Raw genomic sequence first — 17,785 nt, forward strand, 5'->3', positions numbered from 1 at the left:
GGAAGCCGCTGGCCGACGACGGCTAAGAGATGTATGCCATGTACACGGGGGCGTCAGGCTCGGCCCTTGAAGACAGGGCCGCGTGCGTAATATGCTCGAAAAACTCGTTCCCGCTCAGGTGGGAAAAGGTCGTGACGCCAAGTCAGGACAGCGCCGCTGTCTATACGGTGTGCGGCAGCTGCGACTCTGAATACGTCGACGTTGCGATAAGGCAAAAGGCGCTTGGCAGGCTGCTCAAAGAGCGCAACACAAGGCCAAACTAACTATTATTAGCGATAGTTGCTGCCGTTGTTGTTGTTGCTATTATTATTATTGTTCTTGTAATAGTGGTGCGAGGGTATCTTTTTCCAGTTTGCGATGAGCGTCTCCTGCCTGATGTGCAGGGGCTCGTTTTCAAGCCGCGAACGCGCCAGCTCCACGTACTCTTTGACCATGTCGATGCCGACGTACCTGCGCCCCGTGCCGTGCGCCACCTTGGTCGTCTGGCCGCTGCCGTTGAACGGGTCGAGCACGACGTCGCCCTTGTACGAGTAGACCTGCATCAGCCTGTACGGTATCTCTTCAGGGTACGGGCACGGGTGGTTGATGTATCCGGGAGGGACAGGCGCAATGTGCCAGACAGAATTGGCTATCTCTTTGGTCCACTCCTCGTGCGTGGCCGGGAGCTCGCCCTGCCTCTTTCTGCCGCTTGCCACGTCGCCCTTTCTCAATACCAGTATGAACTCGTGCATCACGTTTGCGCGGTAGTATTTCGGGTACGGGTTGAGGACAAAAGAGCCGTAGCGGTTGGTGCCACCAGTAACTTTGTGCCAGATTATCTCCTCGTGGAGCTGCCACTTGCCAAACGGCTGTACTAGCCGGGACAGCAGCATGTGGGGCAGGGGGAGTATCGTCCCGTTGACGACCTCGTTTGCGATCACTATGCAGCAGTAGCCGCCATCCTTGGTCACCCTGAAAACGTGCTCGCCAAATATCCGGGCCATCTCGTCCAGGTACTCTGCCGTCTCGACGCCGGCGTTTCCCCTGTAATAGCCGCCGCTGCCTGACGCGTGCATCTCGTAATTGATGGCGTTCCGGTAGGGCGGCGAAGTAATCGTAAGCTGGACAGAATTCTCGGGAAGTTTTTGCAGCACGTCCTTGCAGTTGCCGACAATCAGCCGGTCTGCGAGCTGTTCTTCCTGAGCGAGCATTGCAGACCTTGCTTGCCGCGTTCGTCCATATCCCGCATACTTTACAATCCTAGACTAGCTGGTGAACTACTACCGGTCAAAGACCGGTAGCCTCCATTGTCATCATCGGGTTCCTGTCTACCCTAGCAACGGTTCTGGGCAGGCTCACAACTACCCCTAGCTTGGAACAATATCCCAAGCCTCGTTTGGCTATGTTGAAAGTAGCGTTTCTATCTGCATTTTCCTTGACACCACATTGGCATTCAAACAATCCCTGCGTCTTTCTCTGTCCTCGTTCTCTGCATTTGTTGCATATTTGACTAGTCCATGCCTCAGAGACTTCTATCGCTTTGATGCCTGCAAGTGCTGCCTTATATCTGATGTATTGCATCAGCTTGTAGTATGGAAAGCCTGAGAGCAGCCTTGCCATACGTCTTCTATATTGTCTCTGCTTTCTCTTTCGCAGATACTTCAGATTTCCAAACACAATTATGGAGTCCGTCTCAATCGCTTGGTTGACAATCTCCCTGCTGATGTTGTGGACTATGTTATTCGCAATTCTTTTTTCGTGGTGTCCTATCTTTTTGATAGTGTCTATTGCTTTCTTCATGCCTAACTTTCTTCTCAACCAGAAGTAATGCCCTCTGACACGGTTCAGGTCATTGCCATAGAAAACAGTCTTGCCACTAGCCATGTCCACAGAACAGGCTATGTGTTTGATTCCCATGTCAATTGCCATCACGTTCTGGTATTCTGTCTTCTCGGGAATATTCTTCTTGACAACAATGTCCAGCCACCAGTCCTTGTTTTTGAAAAAGACCTTGGACTCGCACACCTTGGCATTGGAAGGGATTGGTTCATACGGCTTGATGCCTACCCAAATTCCCCCTCTTACTGCCTTGACTGGGATCCTGCACCAGTATTCAGTCAACACGTTTTTGTTCTTTTCTATCTTCAACAGGTCGTTGCGCACAGACAGTGGATATTTCTTGTCCTTCTTGATGACTTTATAGGACCGGTCTGCTTGCTGCTTTATGGCTGAGTACAGTCCTTTGTCTTCCCTTGTCTGCAGGTAGTGTTGTAGGTTGTTGTATTCCTGAGAGAGTGCTTCTTGCTTGATATTGGTAAGTCCTATTATCTTGCAATGGTAGCACTTGGTCGCCACGTTAACCTTATCTATATCCTATAGGTTTAAAAGCATTATGGGCAGAGCCAGCTCAGCCGTCTACAACATCAATTACCATATCGTTTGGTGTCCGAAATACCGGAAGGCAATACTGACCGAAAAGGTCAAAGAATTTCTAGAAGACCAGCTTCGCACCATAGCAGAGACAAAGGGTTACAAAATTCTTGAGTTGAGAGTCATGCCAGACCATATCCATCTATTCATTGAAGCCAACCCCTTTGATTCTCCGATAAACATAGTCAAGATATTCAAAGGCATTACTGGCTTGCGGATGTTCAAAAAGTTCCCAGAGCTTGAAAAACAACTCTGGCGTGGTGTGCTCTGGTCTCCATCTTACTACATTGGAACCGCAGGCCACGTCTCGGCTGAAGTCATTGAGAGATACATCCGTGAGCAGGAACGGCATTCATTATCCTCTGGTTAAAACCAGAGGTCTTCTGCCGTTAAATTCTATAAAAAGATACTAGCCATGATATGCGCTGACTGAAAAGCATTCGCCCGGGGCGCTGTGCCGGTGCCGCGCCGCAGTCGGCCTCCGGGTGGTGCGCGCAACAACAACAGCAACAGCAACCCTCTGCCTGTTCAGCGTCTTTGTCTTTTCGTAGTGACTATCCTTCATGTTTTCCGATAGAACAATGCAACCTCTCTCTATACGCTAAGTATATTCCAGAGTTACAGACCTAAAGCCTTAAATTTCATTGATGCTATTCTCGCCAACGTGCCCCAGGAATGGAAAATTTTGATGGTTGATGACGAGCGCGACATACTGCTGAGCATGAAGATCGCACTTGAAAGGCACGTCACCACCCAAAAGATGACCGTAGACACTTTTTCCAACCCCATCAAGGCGCTGGAGCACTGGAAGGCAAATCCCAACGCCTACGACCTGCTGCTCATAGACATAAGGATGCCGGGCATGAGCGGGATCGAGTTTTCCCGCGAGGTGCGCAAGATAAACCAGACGGTCAAAATTGCATTGATCACGGCGTACGCCATAGACAAAAAGGAGCTCGACCTGCTCCTGACCTCCCTCAAGGTGGACGCGTTCATAACCAAGCCGATATCGCTTCCAAACCTCATAGAGCTCTTGCAGAGCCTGCTTGTCATAAACCAGGCAATGCCAAAAGAATCCAGGGCCGACTCAAAAAAAACGATACTCATAGGCGACGTTGAGCAGGAGCTGCTCGAACTGTATACCAAGGCGTTCAACGTCAAGTACAACATCATCACGGCCAAGTCCGGTGTGGAATGCATAGGCAAGTACGTCGAGAGCGTCATCAAGGGCAAGGATATCGACCTGGTCCTGCTCGACTACGGCCTGCCGGACATGCCGGGGAGCGAGGTGGCGGAGCGCCTGAAAGAGCTCGGCGCGTCTCCCATCGTCCTCATCAGCGCATACGAGCTTGACAAGTACATGGTGGCGGAGCTGAAAAGGAAAAAGGTGATCGAGTCGGCCCTCATGAAGCCGATAAGCATAAGCTCGCTATTTCGCGAGATAGACGCGGTCGTGTCCTGATCTTTATCCTTTTTATCCTTTCTTCTTCTTTCTTCTTTCTATTTCTCGACGATGTACTCGTCTACTTCCATGCCAAAGTGGCGGCCCGAGGCAGGCTTGGCAAAGCCGAGAACCTCGTCTCCCTTTTTGACCTCGGTCACCGACAGCAGCTTGCCGTCCGGCCTGACCAGCCTTATCGTCTCGGCGTTCTGCAGTATCACCGTGCCGACCTCGCCCTCTATCTCGGCGCGTATGAGGAGGAGCGGCCTCGTCTCTATCTTTGAGCGGCCCACAGTGGCCTTCCTTGACTGGCCCTTTCTGTTCACTATCCACACTTCGGTGCCCGACTCGAGCTCTGACAGGTAGCGGGTGTTGCCGTCAGGCGTTATCGTGTAGCAGTACACGGCGCCGGCGTTCACCCGGAACGGCCGGGGCGACGTGAACGACGAGCCCACCGACTCGTTGTGCACCAGCAGCATGAAATTGGACCTGCTTCCGACCAGCATCCCCTCGCCCATCCCCATCATCGAGGCGGTGTCAACGCAGACCCGCTCGCCCGTGCCCACATCCTTCACCTCAAGGACCCTGGCGACCTTGATGGGGAACATGACGGTTTCAAGCTGTCTGCTTGCTTTCTCGACTTCTTCAACGCTGTCTGTCGAGAGTATCACGCCGTCCACTCCAAGCTCAAGGACAGAGAACATGGTGGCGACCTCCTTTGACGACGAGGCGGTGGTGTAGACCTTGGTGTTTGACTTGTGCAGCTTGGCGATAATGTTTTCAAGCGGGATTATCTTCCAGTCGTTGACCTCGACTATGACGAAAGAGGCGCCTGCGAGCGACGCCCTGTGTATCTCGTCCACGTCGGCGTTGCTCGTCACTTTCTTGTAAAAGCCGAAATTCTTGCCGGCTGCCCTGGCTGCCTTCATCTGGTCAAACGTCTTGCAGACTACCATGTTGGCGTCCTGGGACTCGTACAAAGTCATGAACTTGGTCCCCGGCACCAGCTTGGGGTCGACGTTGAGCACCGAGACGCCCTTTAGTTTTGCAATGAACTTGTCGAGTGCAGCCTTTGAGACTGTCGGCCTGACGATGAGGTCGCGGCTCTTTTGAATTGGAGCAGAATCAGCCAAGCTGCTTTGCCGCCTCTTTTGCGCTCTTGCCCTCAAAGATCACCTTGTGCAGAGCCCTCACCATTGCCGGCGGGTTCTTGTGCTGGAATATGTTCCTGCCAAAAGTGACGCCCTTGGCGCCGGCCTTCATTGCTCCGGCGCACATTTCCAGTATCTCAAGGTCGGTGGTGGCCTTGGGGCCGCCTGCTATTACGAGGGGCACCGGCACGCTTTTGACCACCTTTCTGAAAGAGTCGACGTCGCCGGTGTAGACTGCCTTGACAATGTCGGCGCCGGCCTCTGCGCCCACCCTTGCCGCGTGGGCCACTATCTCCGGGTCGTGCGGGTTCTTGATCCCCTCGCCCCGGGGGTACATCATTGCCACGAGCGGGACGGACCACTCGTCGCACTTGTCGGCCATCATGCCCAGCTTTTGGAGCATCTCCGGCTCCTCCTTGGCCCCGATGTTGATATGAAGAGAAACGGCGTCGGCGCCGAGCCTGAGCGCCTCCTCGACGCTACCCATCAGCATCTTGCGGTTTGGAGCCGGGCCAAGCGACGTGCTCCCCGAAAAATGGGCGATGAGGCCGATGCTCTTTGTGGGCCGGGGCATCGTCTTGATTATCCCCTTGTTAACAAGAACGCAGGTGAGACCGGCGTCTTCGCACTGGTATATCATGCCGTGGACGTCTTCAAGCCCCCTTATTGGGCCGTTGCTGATGCCGTGGTCCATCGGTATGCACAGCATCTTGCCGTCCTTCAGTATCCTGCCGAGCCGCACGTCCCTGCCAAATACCATATGGGTGTAGTGATTGAATCTTGGCACCCTATTTAAAAGTCATATGCCGTCCTGACAAAGAGGCGGCGCGCAGGTTTTTAAAAAAGCACGCCCTGAAAAGGATATGGGCTACGAGCCTGACGACGGAGGGGGCATGTTTGCCAAGACCTCTGGCAAGAGGCTTGCGATACTGTTTGGCCTGGCGTTCTTTGGCGCCTTCATGGTCATCCAGATGGTCCAGGGCTTTCCACTCAAAGACCTCCTCTTCAGGGAGACCCTGACAGAAGAGACAGTAATCATGCTAAAGCAGGGCAGTGTCTGCTCGATAGAGCTATCAGACAAGCATCCCCGCCAGATAGACAACTGCCCATACGAGATAGGCGACCACGTGACAGTCACGTACACCAAGAACGGATATGCCATCCAGTCGCACAGGCTGGCCACCGCTGCTGCTACTACTACTGCTGATGATAATGACTCAGATGGCGGCAGTGGTGGTGGTAGCCACTAGCGACCTGAACGCGGCGAGGTTGCGGGTGTCGTCGCCTTTTTCGTCTATCGGCGTCTCCATTATTATCGGCAGCCTTGCAACCGACCTGTGGCGCACAAACGCGGCGAGCCCCTTTGCCCCGATGCTCCCAAGGCCGATGTGCTCGTGCCTGTCCCGGTTCGACCCCAGGGGGCCTTTTGAGTCGTTCAGGTGCACCACCTTGAGCGCGTCGAGCCCGACTGTGCGGTCAAACTCGTCGAGCGTCTTTTCCACCCCTGTACGGGTGCTCAGGTCATAGCCTGCGGCAAAGGCGTGGCACGTATCGACGCACACGGCCACATCGTCTCTCAGGCGGTCCAGAATTGTGCACAGCTCTTCAAAGCGCGACCCGACGCTGTTCTTCTGCCCTGCGCTGTTTTCAAGAAGCACCGTCACCGTCTCGCCCTTTCTCTTTTTCCCGGCCGCCTTGTCGCGTCCGACGTTCACGGCGTTCACCAGCTGGCCTATGCCGGCCTTGGCACCGGCGCCCATGTGGCTCCCAAGATGGATTACGAGGAACGGTATCGACAGCTCGGCGCAGCGCTCCAGCTCGCCGGCAAGCGTGTCCACCGACCTGGCGTACGACTCGCCCGGCGGCCCGGACAGGTTGGGCAGGTAGGGCATGTGCACCACTGTAGAGTCGCGGGATATGCCGCTGGCAGCCATCCGCTCTCGAAAGAGCCCGACGTCGGCAGGAGCAAGCGGCTTGGCGGCCCACCCCCGGGGGTTGCGGCTGAATATCTGGAACGCGCTGCAGCCAATGTCCAGGGCGTTCTGGACAGAGTTTGCCACGCCGCCTGCTATCGACACGTGGAACCCCACCCTGTAGCCGGCGTTTGCTGTCGCTGTCATTGTTACTATATTACTACTACCAAGAGCAGGCTTGCGAAAAGGGCTTACTAAAGTTATTGCGATGGCGTTTTATTGCAGTTCTGCTTCACCATTACCACACACTGCTTGTCTTCATCGCCATCTCCGTCCCCGCCATCGATCCGGCTTGGCACCGGCGATCTTGCCAAGTACCCGTTCCTCAACGAGGCGGGGGAGTACCTGCGCCAGTCAGGCTTTGGCTGGGACGAGCTTGGCCGGCCCGACATGAAGGAGATAGTCTGGCGGGCGGCAGAGCGCATAAGGGCAGGGGCCGCAGGCTCGGTGTACGACAAGCTCGACAGGTACGAGGCAGAGATCATCACGTTCCTTGTCACGCTCATAATGGTCAAGGCGGTGGGAATAGAGCCCGTACTGAAAAAGTATGCGCTGGCAGAGGCCCGCCGCGCTGAAAAGTTCCTGACAGAAGACCTGAAGAGGCACAACGACGCCCAGAAAAGGGCCCTGCTTGCCAAGATATTTTACGAGCTGTTCGGCCTTGCGATAGAGGTCACCGGAGACGGCAGGCTGTTCAAGGTCAAGGTCACCGATTACCTGGCGCGCTCGTCGCACTTTCACGAGCAGGAGTGGAAGATGATAAACAGGCTGGTCGACGGGGGCTACGTCTACCTCGACCCTGACGAGACGGTGCGCCTCGTGAGGAGCGAGCTTGCCGTGCTGATATCAAGCCGCGTCCATGCCATGAGCCTGCCTCCGACGTCGTCGCTTCCTGTGGCAATCCAGGAGCAGGTCGACGCCCTGCGGACAGAGCTTGCCCCGCGCTACGAGTACCGCACGGTCGCGGCAAAAGACTACCCCCCGTGCGTCAAGCATGCGCTGGAGGTTATGGGCAGGGGCGAAAACCTGCCCCACTCTGCCAGGGTGATGCTTGCCACCTACATGCTTGCCGTGGGCAAGAGCACTGACGAGATAGTGGAGGTGTTCCGGAGCGCGCCGGACTTTAACGAGCGCATAACGCGCTACCAGGTGGAGCACCTGTCCGGCGCAAAAGGCAGCAGGACGAGGTATTCCGTCCCGTCGTGCGACAAGCTGCGCACCGAGAACCTTTGCTTTGCGACCGCCGAGTGCGCCGGCATCATCAACCCCGTGCAGTTTGGCAGGAGGTTCAGGAAAAAAGAGCCATGAGCGAGCTTGTAAAGTCAGCCTTTAGAGAATACTATTTCAAGCACGCGGCAAGGGCCATAGAGGCGCCAGACGCCATCGAGAGCCGCGAGTTTGGGTACGCGCAGCTTGGCGTGCCGGGGATGGTGCGCCACCTCTCCTTCAGGAGCGTGGGCGAGCTGGTCGCCACCCTTGTCAGAGAGGTGCCGTCCGACGTCTATTGCTCCAACGCTCTTTACAGGTTCCCGACGCTTGCCATGCAGGAAAAGCAGTGGCTCGGAGCCGACCTGATATTTGACATAGACGGCAAGGACCTGGATCTCCCCTGCGTTCCCTCGCATTCGTATCCGGTGTGCGCGGCCTGCAAGCGCGTCTCATCTCCTATCGGCGACGATGATGATGATGAAAAGAGCAAAGAATACTCATGCCCCGCATGCGGGGGCAGAAAGGCCGAGCAGCTCATCTCGATCCCTTGCGCCAGGTGCGTCGAGGGGTCAAAAAAGGAGGCCAGGCGGCTGGTCGAGTTCCTGACGGGCGACCTCGGCATCGATAAAGGCAGGGTAAACGTCTATTTTTCCGGCAACAACGGCTTTCACTTCCACATAAAAGACGACTCGTACAGGCCGCTTGATTCGCAGGCCCGGTCCGACCTTGTGGGCTACCTTGCCGGCGTCGGCCTGATGGCAGAAAGTATCGGAGTGCGCAGGTCCCCGCAGGGCGAGTTTGTCAAGTTCCCAAAGAGCGGCCTTGCGCTTGGATGGAGGAAAAAGGTAGCTGACAGGCTAAAGATAGACCAGTCGTCAGCAGTCAGGCTCACGCACATCCTGAAGGAAAAGGGAGGTTACGCAGGGTTCAAGGCCGAGCTTGACAGGATGACCCGCGAGATGGGCGTCAGGATAGACCCGCAGGTGACAACCGACGTCCACCGCGTGTTCCGCATGCCCGGCACGCTCAACAGCAAGAGCGGCCTTGCCAAGGTAAAGTGCGACCTTGACAGGCTGGACTCGTTTGACCCGTTCACAGAGGCGTGCCTGCTTGGGAGCGCCAAGACAAAGGTAAAGGTAAAGACGCACGTGAAATTCAGGCTAAAGGGCGAGCCGTTCAACATATCCAAAGAAACTGCCGAATTGCCGGCGTTTGCCGCAGTCTACCTCGTCTGCAAGGGCCTGGCCGAAGCGGTATGAATTAAAAGAGCCTCTGGCATAACGCTCATTGATTGTGGGACGCCTATAGCGGCGAGGACAGGAGGACATCCCGGTCCGACATTGGCAGGATAGCAAGGATAGCCATACTCGCAGCCATGGGCATAGTGATATTCATCGTGGCCGGCAACCAGCTCATCAACCTTCTGATGAACGTGTCCGAGTTTGGCGGCACCTACACAAAGACGCTCGACTATGCCGTCACCTCCGGCCTTGCGCTTGCCGCCATCGCGCTTGTCAGGGTCAATTTCGTCTCTCGCCACTCCGTCGTCTGGTACGCGCTGCACATGATAACGGCGTTTGTCAGGAGGGGCGACTTTGGCGAGGCGCGCAAGCCGCTGCGGTATTCCGACTTTCGCATGAGCCCGCTCAGCTTTGGCCTGTGGCAGGTCACCAAGGTGGTTCTGCTGGCGCCGCTGTTTGCAAACCTGGGCTTTGGCATGGCCCTTGCGTACCTGTCGTCATCACCTGAAGGAGGCCAAGACCTGGGCCTCGCCGCCGTGCAGGGCATATTCGGCTTGCCGTTTGCAGATGTCCTGCAGGACGACGGCTCGTTTTCGCGGGAAAACGTGGTCCCGGCGATCCCGGCCCTTGCGATACTGGTGCTGCCGCTCCTGGGCGCAGCAGGCATGCGCCTGCTCCTCTACGTCGGCGTGTCAGGAGTGGTCCACGTCGTTTCGCAGTACATACTGGATGCGGGCGAGCGCAAGCCCAAGTTCCTCTCGTACATATCCACCGTCGAGATAATCGTCGGCGCGGCCGTGTTCTGGGCAGGGTTTACGATATTCTTCAGCTCGTCAATCGACTTTAACACAAAGTACCTGATAGCCGGCTCGCTCGTCCTTGGCGCCGCGTTCATCGCGTTCGGCTTTTTCGACAAGAGGCGCTCCCGCGTGATGATATACCCGACCCGCAGGCACGTCTACGCCCGGCTACTGACAGCGGCCGCCATAGTGGCCATAGTCGGCTCGATAGTCGTGGTGAACGCAAGCATTGCAGGCGCAAAAAAGGTAGAATACAGCGGCCCCTACATCGCGCAAGAGATAGCGGTCAACCGCGAGATGGCCGGCCTTGGGCAGGTGGACGTGGTCAACTATGACGTCAAGCCGCCGTCGGTGGCCCCTTCTGCCATACGCGCAATAGTGGACGAGAACAGGGAGACGCTTGCCAACATACGCCTGTGGGATGAAGAGGCAGCCACCCAGAAATTAAAGCCAGAGCTTGGGCAGAGGAACGACATCAGCTTTGCAGACACAGACATACTGCGCTTTGGAGGCACGATGTACTGGACCGGCATCACCACTCCAAACCTGCCCGACAGCCTGGCAAGGGGCAACGAGTGGTTCAACCAGCATTTCGTGTACACGCACGCAAACCCCGGCTTTAAAATGCTCGAGGCAGACACGGGCAACCTGGTCGACGAGGACAGGTTCTTCAGGCAGGAGCGCGTCTATTACGGGCTGAGCGGCCAGAGCAGCGGCCTGTTCTCCACGAGCTGGTCGGCATATCCGGTGGGCAGAGAGTCAAGCGACGAGATAGACCAGTTCTTTTACAACGGCACGGGAGGCATCGACGTGGCGCCACCTGCAAGCTGGATGTTTGAGCCCAACTTTATGTTGTCGTATCCGGACACGCCGGTCCACATCATGAGGTACAAGGACATACACGACAGGATGGACCTTCTGTACCCGTATTTCGTCTACGAGTTTGCGACTGCCGACTCGGCCGCGCCCGAGTTCCACAAGACAGGCGTCATACCTGTGAGCGACGGCACAAACACGTACTGGCTCATGCCGCTCATAGTCGCGCTCGACACGTCCCGCGTCCCGTGGGGGTCGCCTTTCATGCTGGACCTGGTGGGGTATGCCCTCATCGACACGTACAACGGCAGCGTGCAGGTGATAGTGACAGGCGACGACGCGTTCTCGGAGATGTTTTACAGCCAGTACAGGGATCTTGGCGCCACGCGTGAGGTGCCGGCGTGGCTTGGCGAGCAGATACGCTACCCCGAAGAGATGTTCATCTGGAAGATATCCAAGTTCAACAAGTACCACGTCACAGACCCCAAGACGTTCATAGAGGCGCGGCAGTTCTACGACATACCCAAGGACCCGGCCCGCGACGTGCTTCCATACTACATCATTACCAAGCCCCAGGGCTTTTCCGAGCCGGCGTTTGTAGGGTTCCAGTCGCTCGAGCTTGCCGGCTCGCAGACCCGCAACCTGGTGGGCTATATGATAGTGGAAAACGACCTTGAAAGCCTCGGCAGGATGACCTTTTACTCCGTCCCTCTGGACTCGCCGACAAAGCTGATAGGCCCCACCGCGGCCAGGGAGGCGCTTGAAAAGGACAGGGAGTACAAGAACATCAAGACGCTCCTTCAGGGCACGCCCAAGGTCGGCGAGAACATACTGTACAAGATAGGCGACCAGGAGGTCTATTTCATACCTGTATACACGGCAAGCAACTCGGGCGGGGTGGTCTCGCAGATAGGCACCATAGCGGCGGTGGGCGCGTCGGTGACAGGCACGTTCTACGTCGGCCTTGGCGACACGCCGGTCGAGGCTTTTGAGAACTATTTGTCCAAGTCGGCAGGACAAGAACCTGCGGGCCAGCCGCTGGAAAGCGAGACGGTGGGCCAGCCCGGCGGCTCGCAGGACAGGGTCAAGGCAATAGAGAAGATGTTTGAGGACGCAGGCGTGCAGGTGGTCAGGCCGACTGCGGTATCGGTGCCGCTAGAGTTCAGAGAGGCCGACGTAAAGTACCATTCAGAGGACGACCTGCAGGGAGTGCAGCAGGCAGTCGAAGAATTTGTCGCCAAGTACTCGCCAGAAAAGGTGTACGAATGGCAGAGCAAAGACGGCAGGGTCGCCAACTTTGGTGTGCTGATACTGTCTGACGGGATAGTGGAGAACCACTATATCGCAGTAGAGGTCGTCACCAGCACAAGCGGCAGTAGTAGCAGTAGTGGCTGATCGCATTGGCCGCAGACAAGACGACGACTATGGTGCTCGTAATAGACAACCTCTCACCCTTTACTCCAGAGATACTGAAATGCCTTGACAGGGTGGCATCAGGAGGCGACGACGGTGGTAGTGGTAGTGGGGGTGGCAGAATCGTGCAATACACATACAGAAAGCACTTTGAGTTCACCGCGCAGGATCTGGAAAAGTGCGACAAGGTCATACTGTCTGGCAGGCGCAGGAACGACCCTGCCATCAACGCGGCAAACTCGCGCATAATACGCCACTGCCACGACACCGGCAAGCCCCTGCTCGGCATCTGCTACGGCGCCGAGATAATAGCACTCACGCTTGGAGGCTCGATAAAAAAGATGCCCCGCTCAGTGCAGGGGCCAATCGAGATAGCAGCGGCTCCCAACGCGCTGACAGGCGACAAGGCCAGGCTGTCGGTATATGAAAGCCACGGCTTTTGCGTCGCAAGGCTCCCGCCAGAGTTTGAGCGCCTCGCCAGCTCGCAGTACTGCGAGTACGAGATGTTTGCCCACAGGGAGAAAAAGATCTTTGGCACCCAGTTCCACCCCGAAAAGAGCGGGCAGGACGGGCAGGACCTGATAGCCAGCTTTGCCACAAGAGTATGATTTATTTGCCTTTGGCAGGGCTTGAAAGAAGAGACAGTTAGTTGGAACGGTCAGAGCATTTCATAGCGCTGCCGCTTGTGAGCAAGGGCGGCGCAGTCCCGCTTGCAATCGATGTCGTGGCCAAGTACTGGGGCGAGGACCTTAAAGCCCCGGAGTGGCAGCAACAGAATCGGATCTCTACACTCATAGACGGGATCGAGCTGGCAGAAAAAGCCGGCCTTGCATGCTACGTCTGCAAGGGCTCGCTCAAGGACATCAAAAAGCGCATTGACCAGGGCGTTCCCCCGATTGCGATAATGCCGGGCATCCAGGACGTGGCGCAGCATGCCACCATAGTCTCTGGCTATGACAGCGACGAGCGCAGGGTGCTGACCTACGTCCCAGAGCCGGACACGGTCGGCGCCATCCCCGAACCAAAGTTTGAGCAGGACTGGGAGCAGGACGACTCGACCATGATACTGTTGCTGCCGTCAGACATGCAGGATCTCCTGAAAAACGACAGGCTGGAATTTGCAAAGTCAAACAGGCTGTGCCTTGAGGCAGAGAGGCTGCGCCTCCAGGGCAGGATGGACGCCGCAGTAGAAAAGCTGCGGCAGGCGACGGGGGCCGACCCGGAAAACGCCGCGGCGTGGTCGCAGCTTGGCGGGGCGTACAACGAGCAGGGCTCAGACCAGGCGGTGGCCTGCTACGAGCGGGCAATAAGGCTGAACCCGAAATACTATCTGGCCTACAGGGGCCTTGGCAACTATTACCTGAAGAAAAAAGACTATGCCCTTGCAGAGGCCCACTACACCAAGGCGACAAGCATCAACCCGTCGCGCTTTGGGCCGATATACAAAAACCGCGCCATAGCCAGGATGCAGCTTGGCAACAACGCCGGCGCCAAGCAGGATCTGGAAACATACCTGGCCCAGACGCCGGCGGCTGCAGACAGAAAGAGCATCGAAGAGGCAATATCGCAGCTCTAGGCGACCTTGTAGAACGCCTCCACCCTCGGAGGCTCGCTTATCATCATCGCTATCCGGGGCAGAAGCGTCTGTATGTAAGGCATCGCCGAGTGCATCGCAAACGCAGGCATGTTTGCCCACAGCTCGTCAAACACGAAATGCAGAGGGTCTGCGGCGTCCCGGTAGAGCACGTATTCGATGCAGCCAAGCTCGCTCCTTGTGGGCGCTATCAGCGATTCGAGCACCTGCCTGAGCGCGCCCTCCTGTCCCGGCCTTGCCTTGAACGAGGCGATGACGCGGACAGGGTCTGCTGCAGAGGTCATGAACTTGGGCTTTTCTGGATCGGCCATTTCCTTTTTCTCTTCCTTCCTTCCTTCATTTTTCAAGGGCAGGCATTGCGGATTTATCTCTATTGTTGTGGTAGCCGTAAAACAAGTGCATATCATGCAGATGCCGTTAGCCAGACATCGGCCTGTTCATCAGCGTGTCCACCGCTTTTCGAAACTCTTGCTCTGACAGCGGCGGCAGGTCTGCCACCTTCAGGTTCTCCTCGACGTGCTCCGGTTTCTTCTGCCCCACCAGCGGGGCAATCACTGACGGGCTTGAGCGCACTATTTGCAGCAGCTTTGACACAGGGTCGGAAGCGCCTGCATAGTCGGGGACCTGCGCCCGCAAGAGCCTGCCCTGGAAGAGAGGCGCGCTTGCGAAAACCCCGATGCCAAGCTTTGCAGCGGCTTCAAGGACGGTCATCGTTTCTCTGCCGACCTTCTGGTTCTTGGACAGGAGCGCCTCGCTGTAGGCCAGATTGTACGGCAGCTGTATGAACCTGAAGCCGTGGTTCTTCTTGTTGCCACCGCTGCTGCTGCCGCCACCTCCAGCAGCAGCCTGCTCTGCCACCCTGACGACAGACTCTAGCGACAGGTACTCGTCGCTTTCGGGCATGACGCGAAAGCACGTCCAGGTTGCCATTCCATAGTACCGCAGCTTGCCTTCCTCCCGGTATCTTTCATACAGCTCAAACGCCCTTGCCAGCATCTCCATGAACTGCTCCCTGCTCACGTCCTTGTGCCAGCTCTCAAACGCGTTGTGGATGTAGACTAGGTCTATTGTAGACAGGCGCATGTTTGCAAGCGACTTGTCTATGCACCGGGCCAGGTATTCCGGTTTCATCACGTTGTAGCCGGAGCTGATGTCGTCGGCCGTCATGACACCGGCTGCAATGTACATCCTGTACACGTATTCCATGACGTCCACTCCTGGAAAGTCCCCGTCGTTTGTGATGTAGCCGTTCTTTGTAGAGATGAACAGCTGGTCGCGTGAAGCAACACCGTCTCTTTGAAGGCGCGCAAGCGCCCTGCCGATGCTCTTTTCTGACCTCATCGCCCTGTAGTTTATCGCAGTGTCGATGACGTTTACCGCGCCTGACGAGACTGAACGATAGACTGCGTTTTCAACTGCCAGGTCGTCCTCTTTTGAAAGGTCGCCCAGGTACGTCCCCATCCCGATGCTTGACAGGCGCAGCCCGTCAAACGTCCTGAAATGGCCCGGCGGCCTGCCCTTTGCCGCTGCCGCCTGCACAAATTTCTCCGTGCCCTGCGGCGTGGCAAACCCTTTGATCACCGGGTAATCGTGGCTATCATGACCATCGTTATCATTATCATCACCACCAGTAGCAACGGCATCGGACGGCAATGCATGTGAAAGGGCGGCGACGGCGATAATAAACGATGTGCTCCCTTCAGGGGAGCAAGCCTTATCTTTCCAGGAGTGGAATTGTATTTGTGGCGCTAGACCCGAACGTGCTCAACCCGTTCGTGCTCTTTTCCCAGCAGTCGCCGGCGCTGGCCCTTGCCGCGGTGGTGGCAGTCACGGCCGCGTCCGCAGCCCTTGCAGTGTCGGGGTCGCGCAGATTTTTCAACTCGTACAGGTTCTCCGGCTTTGGGTACCTTCTCGGCCTGCCGGCGGGGTTCATGTTCCTTGCCGCGTCGTTTGCTTTCGAGCTTGCAAGCTTTGCATACCTGGACTACCCGGTGCTCCACCCAGCCCTCTTTTGGATCCAGCTCCTGCTCCAGTCAGAGGCGTTTGCGCTCATCGCAGTCTCGTACTATTTCAAGGATTCCGGAAAGGAGGGCGGGGCGCACAGCCGCAGGCGCGTCAGGCCAAGGGACGTGGGGATGGTCCTGCTGCCGCTTGCGATGGTTGCCATACCGTTCATGCTGCCCACCTCGGAGCTTGCGTCCAAGCCCTACTTTAACTATGCAAGCCTGGCAGATTTCAGCCTCTACATGCGCATATTCAACATGGTGGTGCTAGGATACATATTCAAGAGCGCGATATTCTCTCTTGCCAAGGCAGGTAGCGCAAGGATGCTGTATGTGCCTGCCGCGTTTGCGCTCCTGTGGCTTGAGCAGTACTCGCTTGTGATGACGTACTTTGACAATAGCGCAGTCGCGTTTGCCGGCTCGCTTGTGGCAAGGATCGGCGGCCTGGCCCTGTTTGCCTACGCCATGCACCACGCAGTAGCCAGGAGGAAGAAGGAGGGGATTGGAGAGATTGAAGCAGGAAAAGCGGCATAAGCTCCAGCTGTTCTACGAGATACTCTGTGCGATAGAGGAGGACTGCGTGCGCAACGAGGTGGCAAGGCCGACCCACGTGCAGCATTTCACGCGCCTGTCGTACGACAAGATGATGAACCACCTGTCCGAGCTTGAGGAAAAGGGCATGATCCACAGGGTGAGCGGCCTTGTGGCGATAACCGCCAAGGGAAAAAAGTTCATCGAGCAGTACGACGACCTGACGCGCCTTATCGAGAGCGCGGGCCTGTAGCAAGAGGCTTGGCACCGCCATTGCCGCTCCCTCCCACCCCACCACCATCATCATCACGACAGGTCAGCCGTATGTAGCGCCAAGGAACAGGCGCGCAGCATAACGACAAGAATGTTCCGGAAAACACGCACAGCGGCAGTGCGCTGCAAAGCAATCCCCATGTTATAATACGACGGCTGCGTAATGCACGCATGGCTTCACTGGATTCAAAAGATCAGCATGAACCGGGCCAGGTACCGGAGGTTGTGCTGGCCAGGTGGGGGACGAGGTTCTGGGCATGGCTAGTGGATTTCATCATAGTAACGACTGCGGCAGAGATACTCTTTGCAATAGCGTATTCTCCGCTTGCCTTCCTGCAGGGCGCCGGGGAAGAGGGTGTCAACCCGGCGCTGGGGGCGGCAAGGTACGCTGTGCAGAGCCTGATGTTCTTTGCATACTGGACATACTTTGAGTCGGCGGCCGCCGGCGCGACAGGGCAGTCAATAGGCAAAAAGCTGCTAAAGATAAAGACGACTGACCTGTCAGGCAGCAAGGCGCCGGACGTAAAGAGCGCGGCAATCCAGAGCTTTGGCAAGGCGTTCCTGCTGCCAATAGACGTGCTCCTCGGGTGGATATTCACAAACGACAAGAGGCAGAGGCTGCTGAGCAGGGCTGCAAACACCATAGTGGTCAAGGTTCCTGCAGAAGACGCAGGGACAGGAAACGTCAGGTACAGGAAAGACAAGTAAAAAGTAGCAGAGGAGTGGCCGAAATGAAAAGGGCGCTCGTCCTGTTTGACACGGTCTTTGGCAACACCGAGAAAATAGCCCGCAGCCTGGCAAAGGGGCTGCAGCAAGCAGGAGTCTAGGCTGAAGCAGTCAGCATCAGGACGGCAGGCATTGAAGAACGGCTTGCGGCAAAGGACTATGACCTCTTGGCAGTCGGGGCTCCCACCAGTACTTGACTGCCTAC

At 56.6% G+C, this 17,785-nt stretch carries 20 protein-coding genes; 12 read left to right on the forward strand and 8 right to left on the reverse strand.

Features of this window, described 5'->3' with window-relative positions; translation table 11 throughout:
• The first annotated feature begins 29 nt into the window (after window positions 1-29).
• Window positions 30-263 (forward strand): hypothetical protein, encoded by a 234-nt coding sequence (locus WKI84_RS03045; protein ID WP_337862048.1) that lies wholly within the window; start codon window positions 30-32, stop codon window positions 261-263.
• Between the two features lie 6 nt (window positions 264-269).
• Here WKI84_RS03045 and WKI84_RS03050 read toward each other — a convergent pair whose 3' ends face one another.
• Window positions 270-1,190, reverse strand: coding sequence for a site-specific DNA-methyltransferase (locus WKI84_RS03050; RefSeq protein ID WP_337862049.1), 921 nt, complete (start codon window positions 1,188-1,190; stop codon window positions 270-272).
• Between the two features lie 76 nt (window positions 1,191-1,266).
• The gene (locus WKI84_RS03055) at window positions 1,267-2,334 is read right to left on the reverse strand and encodes a transposase (protein ID WP_337862050.1); all 1,068 of its coding nucleotides are present in this window, start codon (window positions 2,332-2,334) and stop codon (window positions 1,267-1,269) included.
• A 37-nt stretch (window positions 2,335-2,371) separates the two neighbouring features.
• Here WKI84_RS03055 and tnpA point away from each other — a divergent pair, with 37 nt between their 5' ends.
• Window positions 2,372-2,779, forward strand: coding sequence for an IS200/IS605 family transposase (tnpA, locus tag WKI84_RS03060; protein WP_337862051.1), 408 nt, complete (start codon window positions 2,372-2,374; stop codon window positions 2,777-2,779).
• A 39-nt stretch (window positions 2,780-2,818) separates the two neighbouring features.
• On the opposite strand, the gene WKI84_RS03065 is transcribed toward tnpA, so the two are convergent.
• Complete coding sequence (locus WKI84_RS03065; RefSeq protein ID WP_337862052.1) at window positions 2,819-2,974, reverse strand: hypothetical protein; 156 nt, start codon at window positions 2,972-2,974, stop codon at window positions 2,819-2,821.
• A 123-nt stretch (window positions 2,975-3,097) separates the two neighbouring features.
• Between WKI84_RS03065 and WKI84_RS03070 the strand changes: the two genes are divergently transcribed.
• Entirely contained in the window at window positions 3,098-3,871 is a 774-nt protein-coding gene (locus tag WKI84_RS03070; RefSeq protein ID WP_337862154.1) for a response regulator, read from the forward strand.
• Window positions 3,872-3,909: 38 nt separating this feature from the next.
• Here WKI84_RS03070 and WKI84_RS03075 read toward each other — a convergent pair whose 3' ends face one another.
• Window positions 3,910-4,983 (reverse strand): 3-dehydroquinate synthase II, encoded by a 1,074-nt coding sequence (locus WKI84_RS03075; RefSeq protein ID WP_337862053.1) that lies wholly within the window; start codon window positions 4,981-4,983, stop codon window positions 3,910-3,912.
• A complete protein-coding gene (locus WKI84_RS03080; RefSeq protein WP_337862054.1) occupies window positions 4,976-5,761 on the reverse strand; it encodes a 2-amino-3,7-dideoxy-D-threo-hept-6-ulosonate synthase in 786 nt (261 codons plus the stop codon). The genes WKI84_RS03075 and WKI84_RS03080 overlap by 8 nt, the downstream gene beginning before the upstream one ends.
• A 103-nt stretch (window positions 5,762-5,864) precedes the next feature.
• On the opposite strand from WKI84_RS03080, the gene WKI84_RS03085 reads away from it, so the two are divergent.
• The gene (locus WKI84_RS03085) at window positions 5,865-6,251 is read left to right on the forward strand and encodes a hypothetical protein (RefSeq protein WP_337862055.1); all 387 of its coding nucleotides are present in this window, start codon (window positions 5,865-5,867) and stop codon (window positions 6,249-6,251) included.
• Here WKI84_RS03085 and WKI84_RS03090 read toward each other — a convergent pair.
• Window positions 6,219-7,121: a deoxyribonuclease IV gene (locus WKI84_RS03090; RefSeq protein ID WP_337862056.1), complete on the reverse strand. Its 903-nt coding sequence runs from the start codon at window positions 7,119-7,121 to the stop codon at window positions 6,219-6,221. The genes WKI84_RS03085 and WKI84_RS03090 overlap by 33 nt on opposite strands.
• A 105-nt stretch (window positions 7,122-7,226) precedes the next feature.
• On the opposite strand from WKI84_RS03090, the gene WKI84_RS03095 reads away from it, so the two are divergent.
• Genes WKI84_RS03095 through WKI84_RS03115 form a run of 5 tightly spaced genes read left to right on the forward strand, consistent with a single transcriptional unit; the run spans window position 7,227 to window position 14,029 of the window.
• Window positions 7,227-8,282, forward strand: a complete 1,056-nt coding sequence (locus WKI84_RS03095; RefSeq protein ID WP_337862057.1) for a hypothetical protein — start codon at window positions 7,227-7,229, stop codon at window positions 8,280-8,282.
• A complete protein-coding gene (locus tag WKI84_RS03100) occupies window positions 8,279-9,442 on the forward strand; it encodes a DNA primase small subunit domain-containing protein (RefSeq protein ID WP_337862058.1) in 1,164 nt (387 codons plus the stop codon). The genes WKI84_RS03095 and WKI84_RS03100 overlap by 4 nt, the downstream gene beginning before the upstream one ends.
• A 32-nt stretch (window positions 9,443-9,474) precedes the next feature.
• Entirely contained in the window at window positions 9,475-12,435 is a 2,961-nt protein-coding gene (locus WKI84_RS03105) for a UPF0182 family protein (RefSeq protein ID WP_337862059.1), read from the forward strand.
• Between the two features lie 5 nt (window positions 12,436-12,440).
• The gene (locus tag WKI84_RS03110) at window positions 12,441-13,061 is read left to right on the forward strand and encodes a gamma-glutamyl-gamma-aminobutyrate hydrolase family protein (protein ID WP_337862060.1); all 621 of its coding nucleotides are present in this window, start codon (window positions 12,441-12,443) and stop codon (window positions 13,059-13,061) included.
• Between the two features lie 41 nt (window positions 13,062-13,102).
• Window positions 13,103-14,029: a tetratricopeptide repeat protein gene (locus WKI84_RS03115; protein WP_337862061.1), complete on the forward strand. Its 927-nt coding sequence runs from the start codon at window positions 13,103-13,105 to the stop codon at window positions 14,027-14,029.
• Here WKI84_RS03115 and WKI84_RS03120 read toward each other — a convergent pair.
• Window positions 14,026-14,358 carry a putative quinol monooxygenase gene (locus WKI84_RS03120; protein ID WP_337862062.1) on the reverse strand — a complete coding sequence of 111 codons (333 nt, stop codon included), beginning with the start codon at window positions 14,356-14,358 and terminating at the stop codon, window positions 14,026-14,028. The genes WKI84_RS03115 and WKI84_RS03120 overlap by 4 nt on opposite strands.
• 106 nt (window positions 14,359-14,464) lie before the next feature.
• On the reverse strand, window positions 14,465-15,700 hold the full coding sequence (locus WKI84_RS03125) for an aldo/keto reductase (protein ID WP_337862063.1): 1,236 nt from the start codon (window positions 15,698-15,700) through the stop codon (window positions 14,465-14,467).
• A gap of 89 nt (window positions 15,701-15,789) precedes the next feature.
• Between WKI84_RS03125 and WKI84_RS03130 the strand changes: the two genes are divergently transcribed.
• From WKI84_RS03130 to WKI84_RS03140, 3 genes are all read left to right on the forward strand, one after another.
• Window positions 15,790-16,584 (forward strand): hypothetical protein, encoded by a 795-nt coding sequence (locus WKI84_RS03130; RefSeq protein WP_337862064.1) that lies wholly within the window; start codon window positions 15,790-15,792, stop codon window positions 16,582-16,584.
• Window positions 16,562-16,834 carry a winged helix-turn-helix domain-containing protein gene (locus WKI84_RS03135; RefSeq protein WP_337862065.1) on the forward strand — a complete coding sequence of 91 codons (273 nt, stop codon included), beginning with the start codon at window positions 16,562-16,564 and terminating at the stop codon, window positions 16,832-16,834. The genes WKI84_RS03130 and WKI84_RS03135 overlap by 23 nt, the downstream gene beginning before the upstream one ends.
• Window positions 16,835-17,025: 191 nt before the next feature.
• Window positions 17,026-17,562, forward strand: a complete 537-nt coding sequence (locus WKI84_RS03140; RefSeq protein WP_337862066.1) for an RDD family protein — start codon at window positions 17,026-17,028, stop codon at window positions 17,560-17,562.
• Window positions 17,563-17,785: the final 223 nt, after the last annotated feature.

Source organism: Nitrososphaera sp. (genome assembly GCF_037447015.1).
Taxonomy (GTDB): domain Archaea; phylum Thermoproteota; class Nitrososphaeria; order Nitrososphaerales; family Nitrososphaeraceae; genus Nitrososphaera.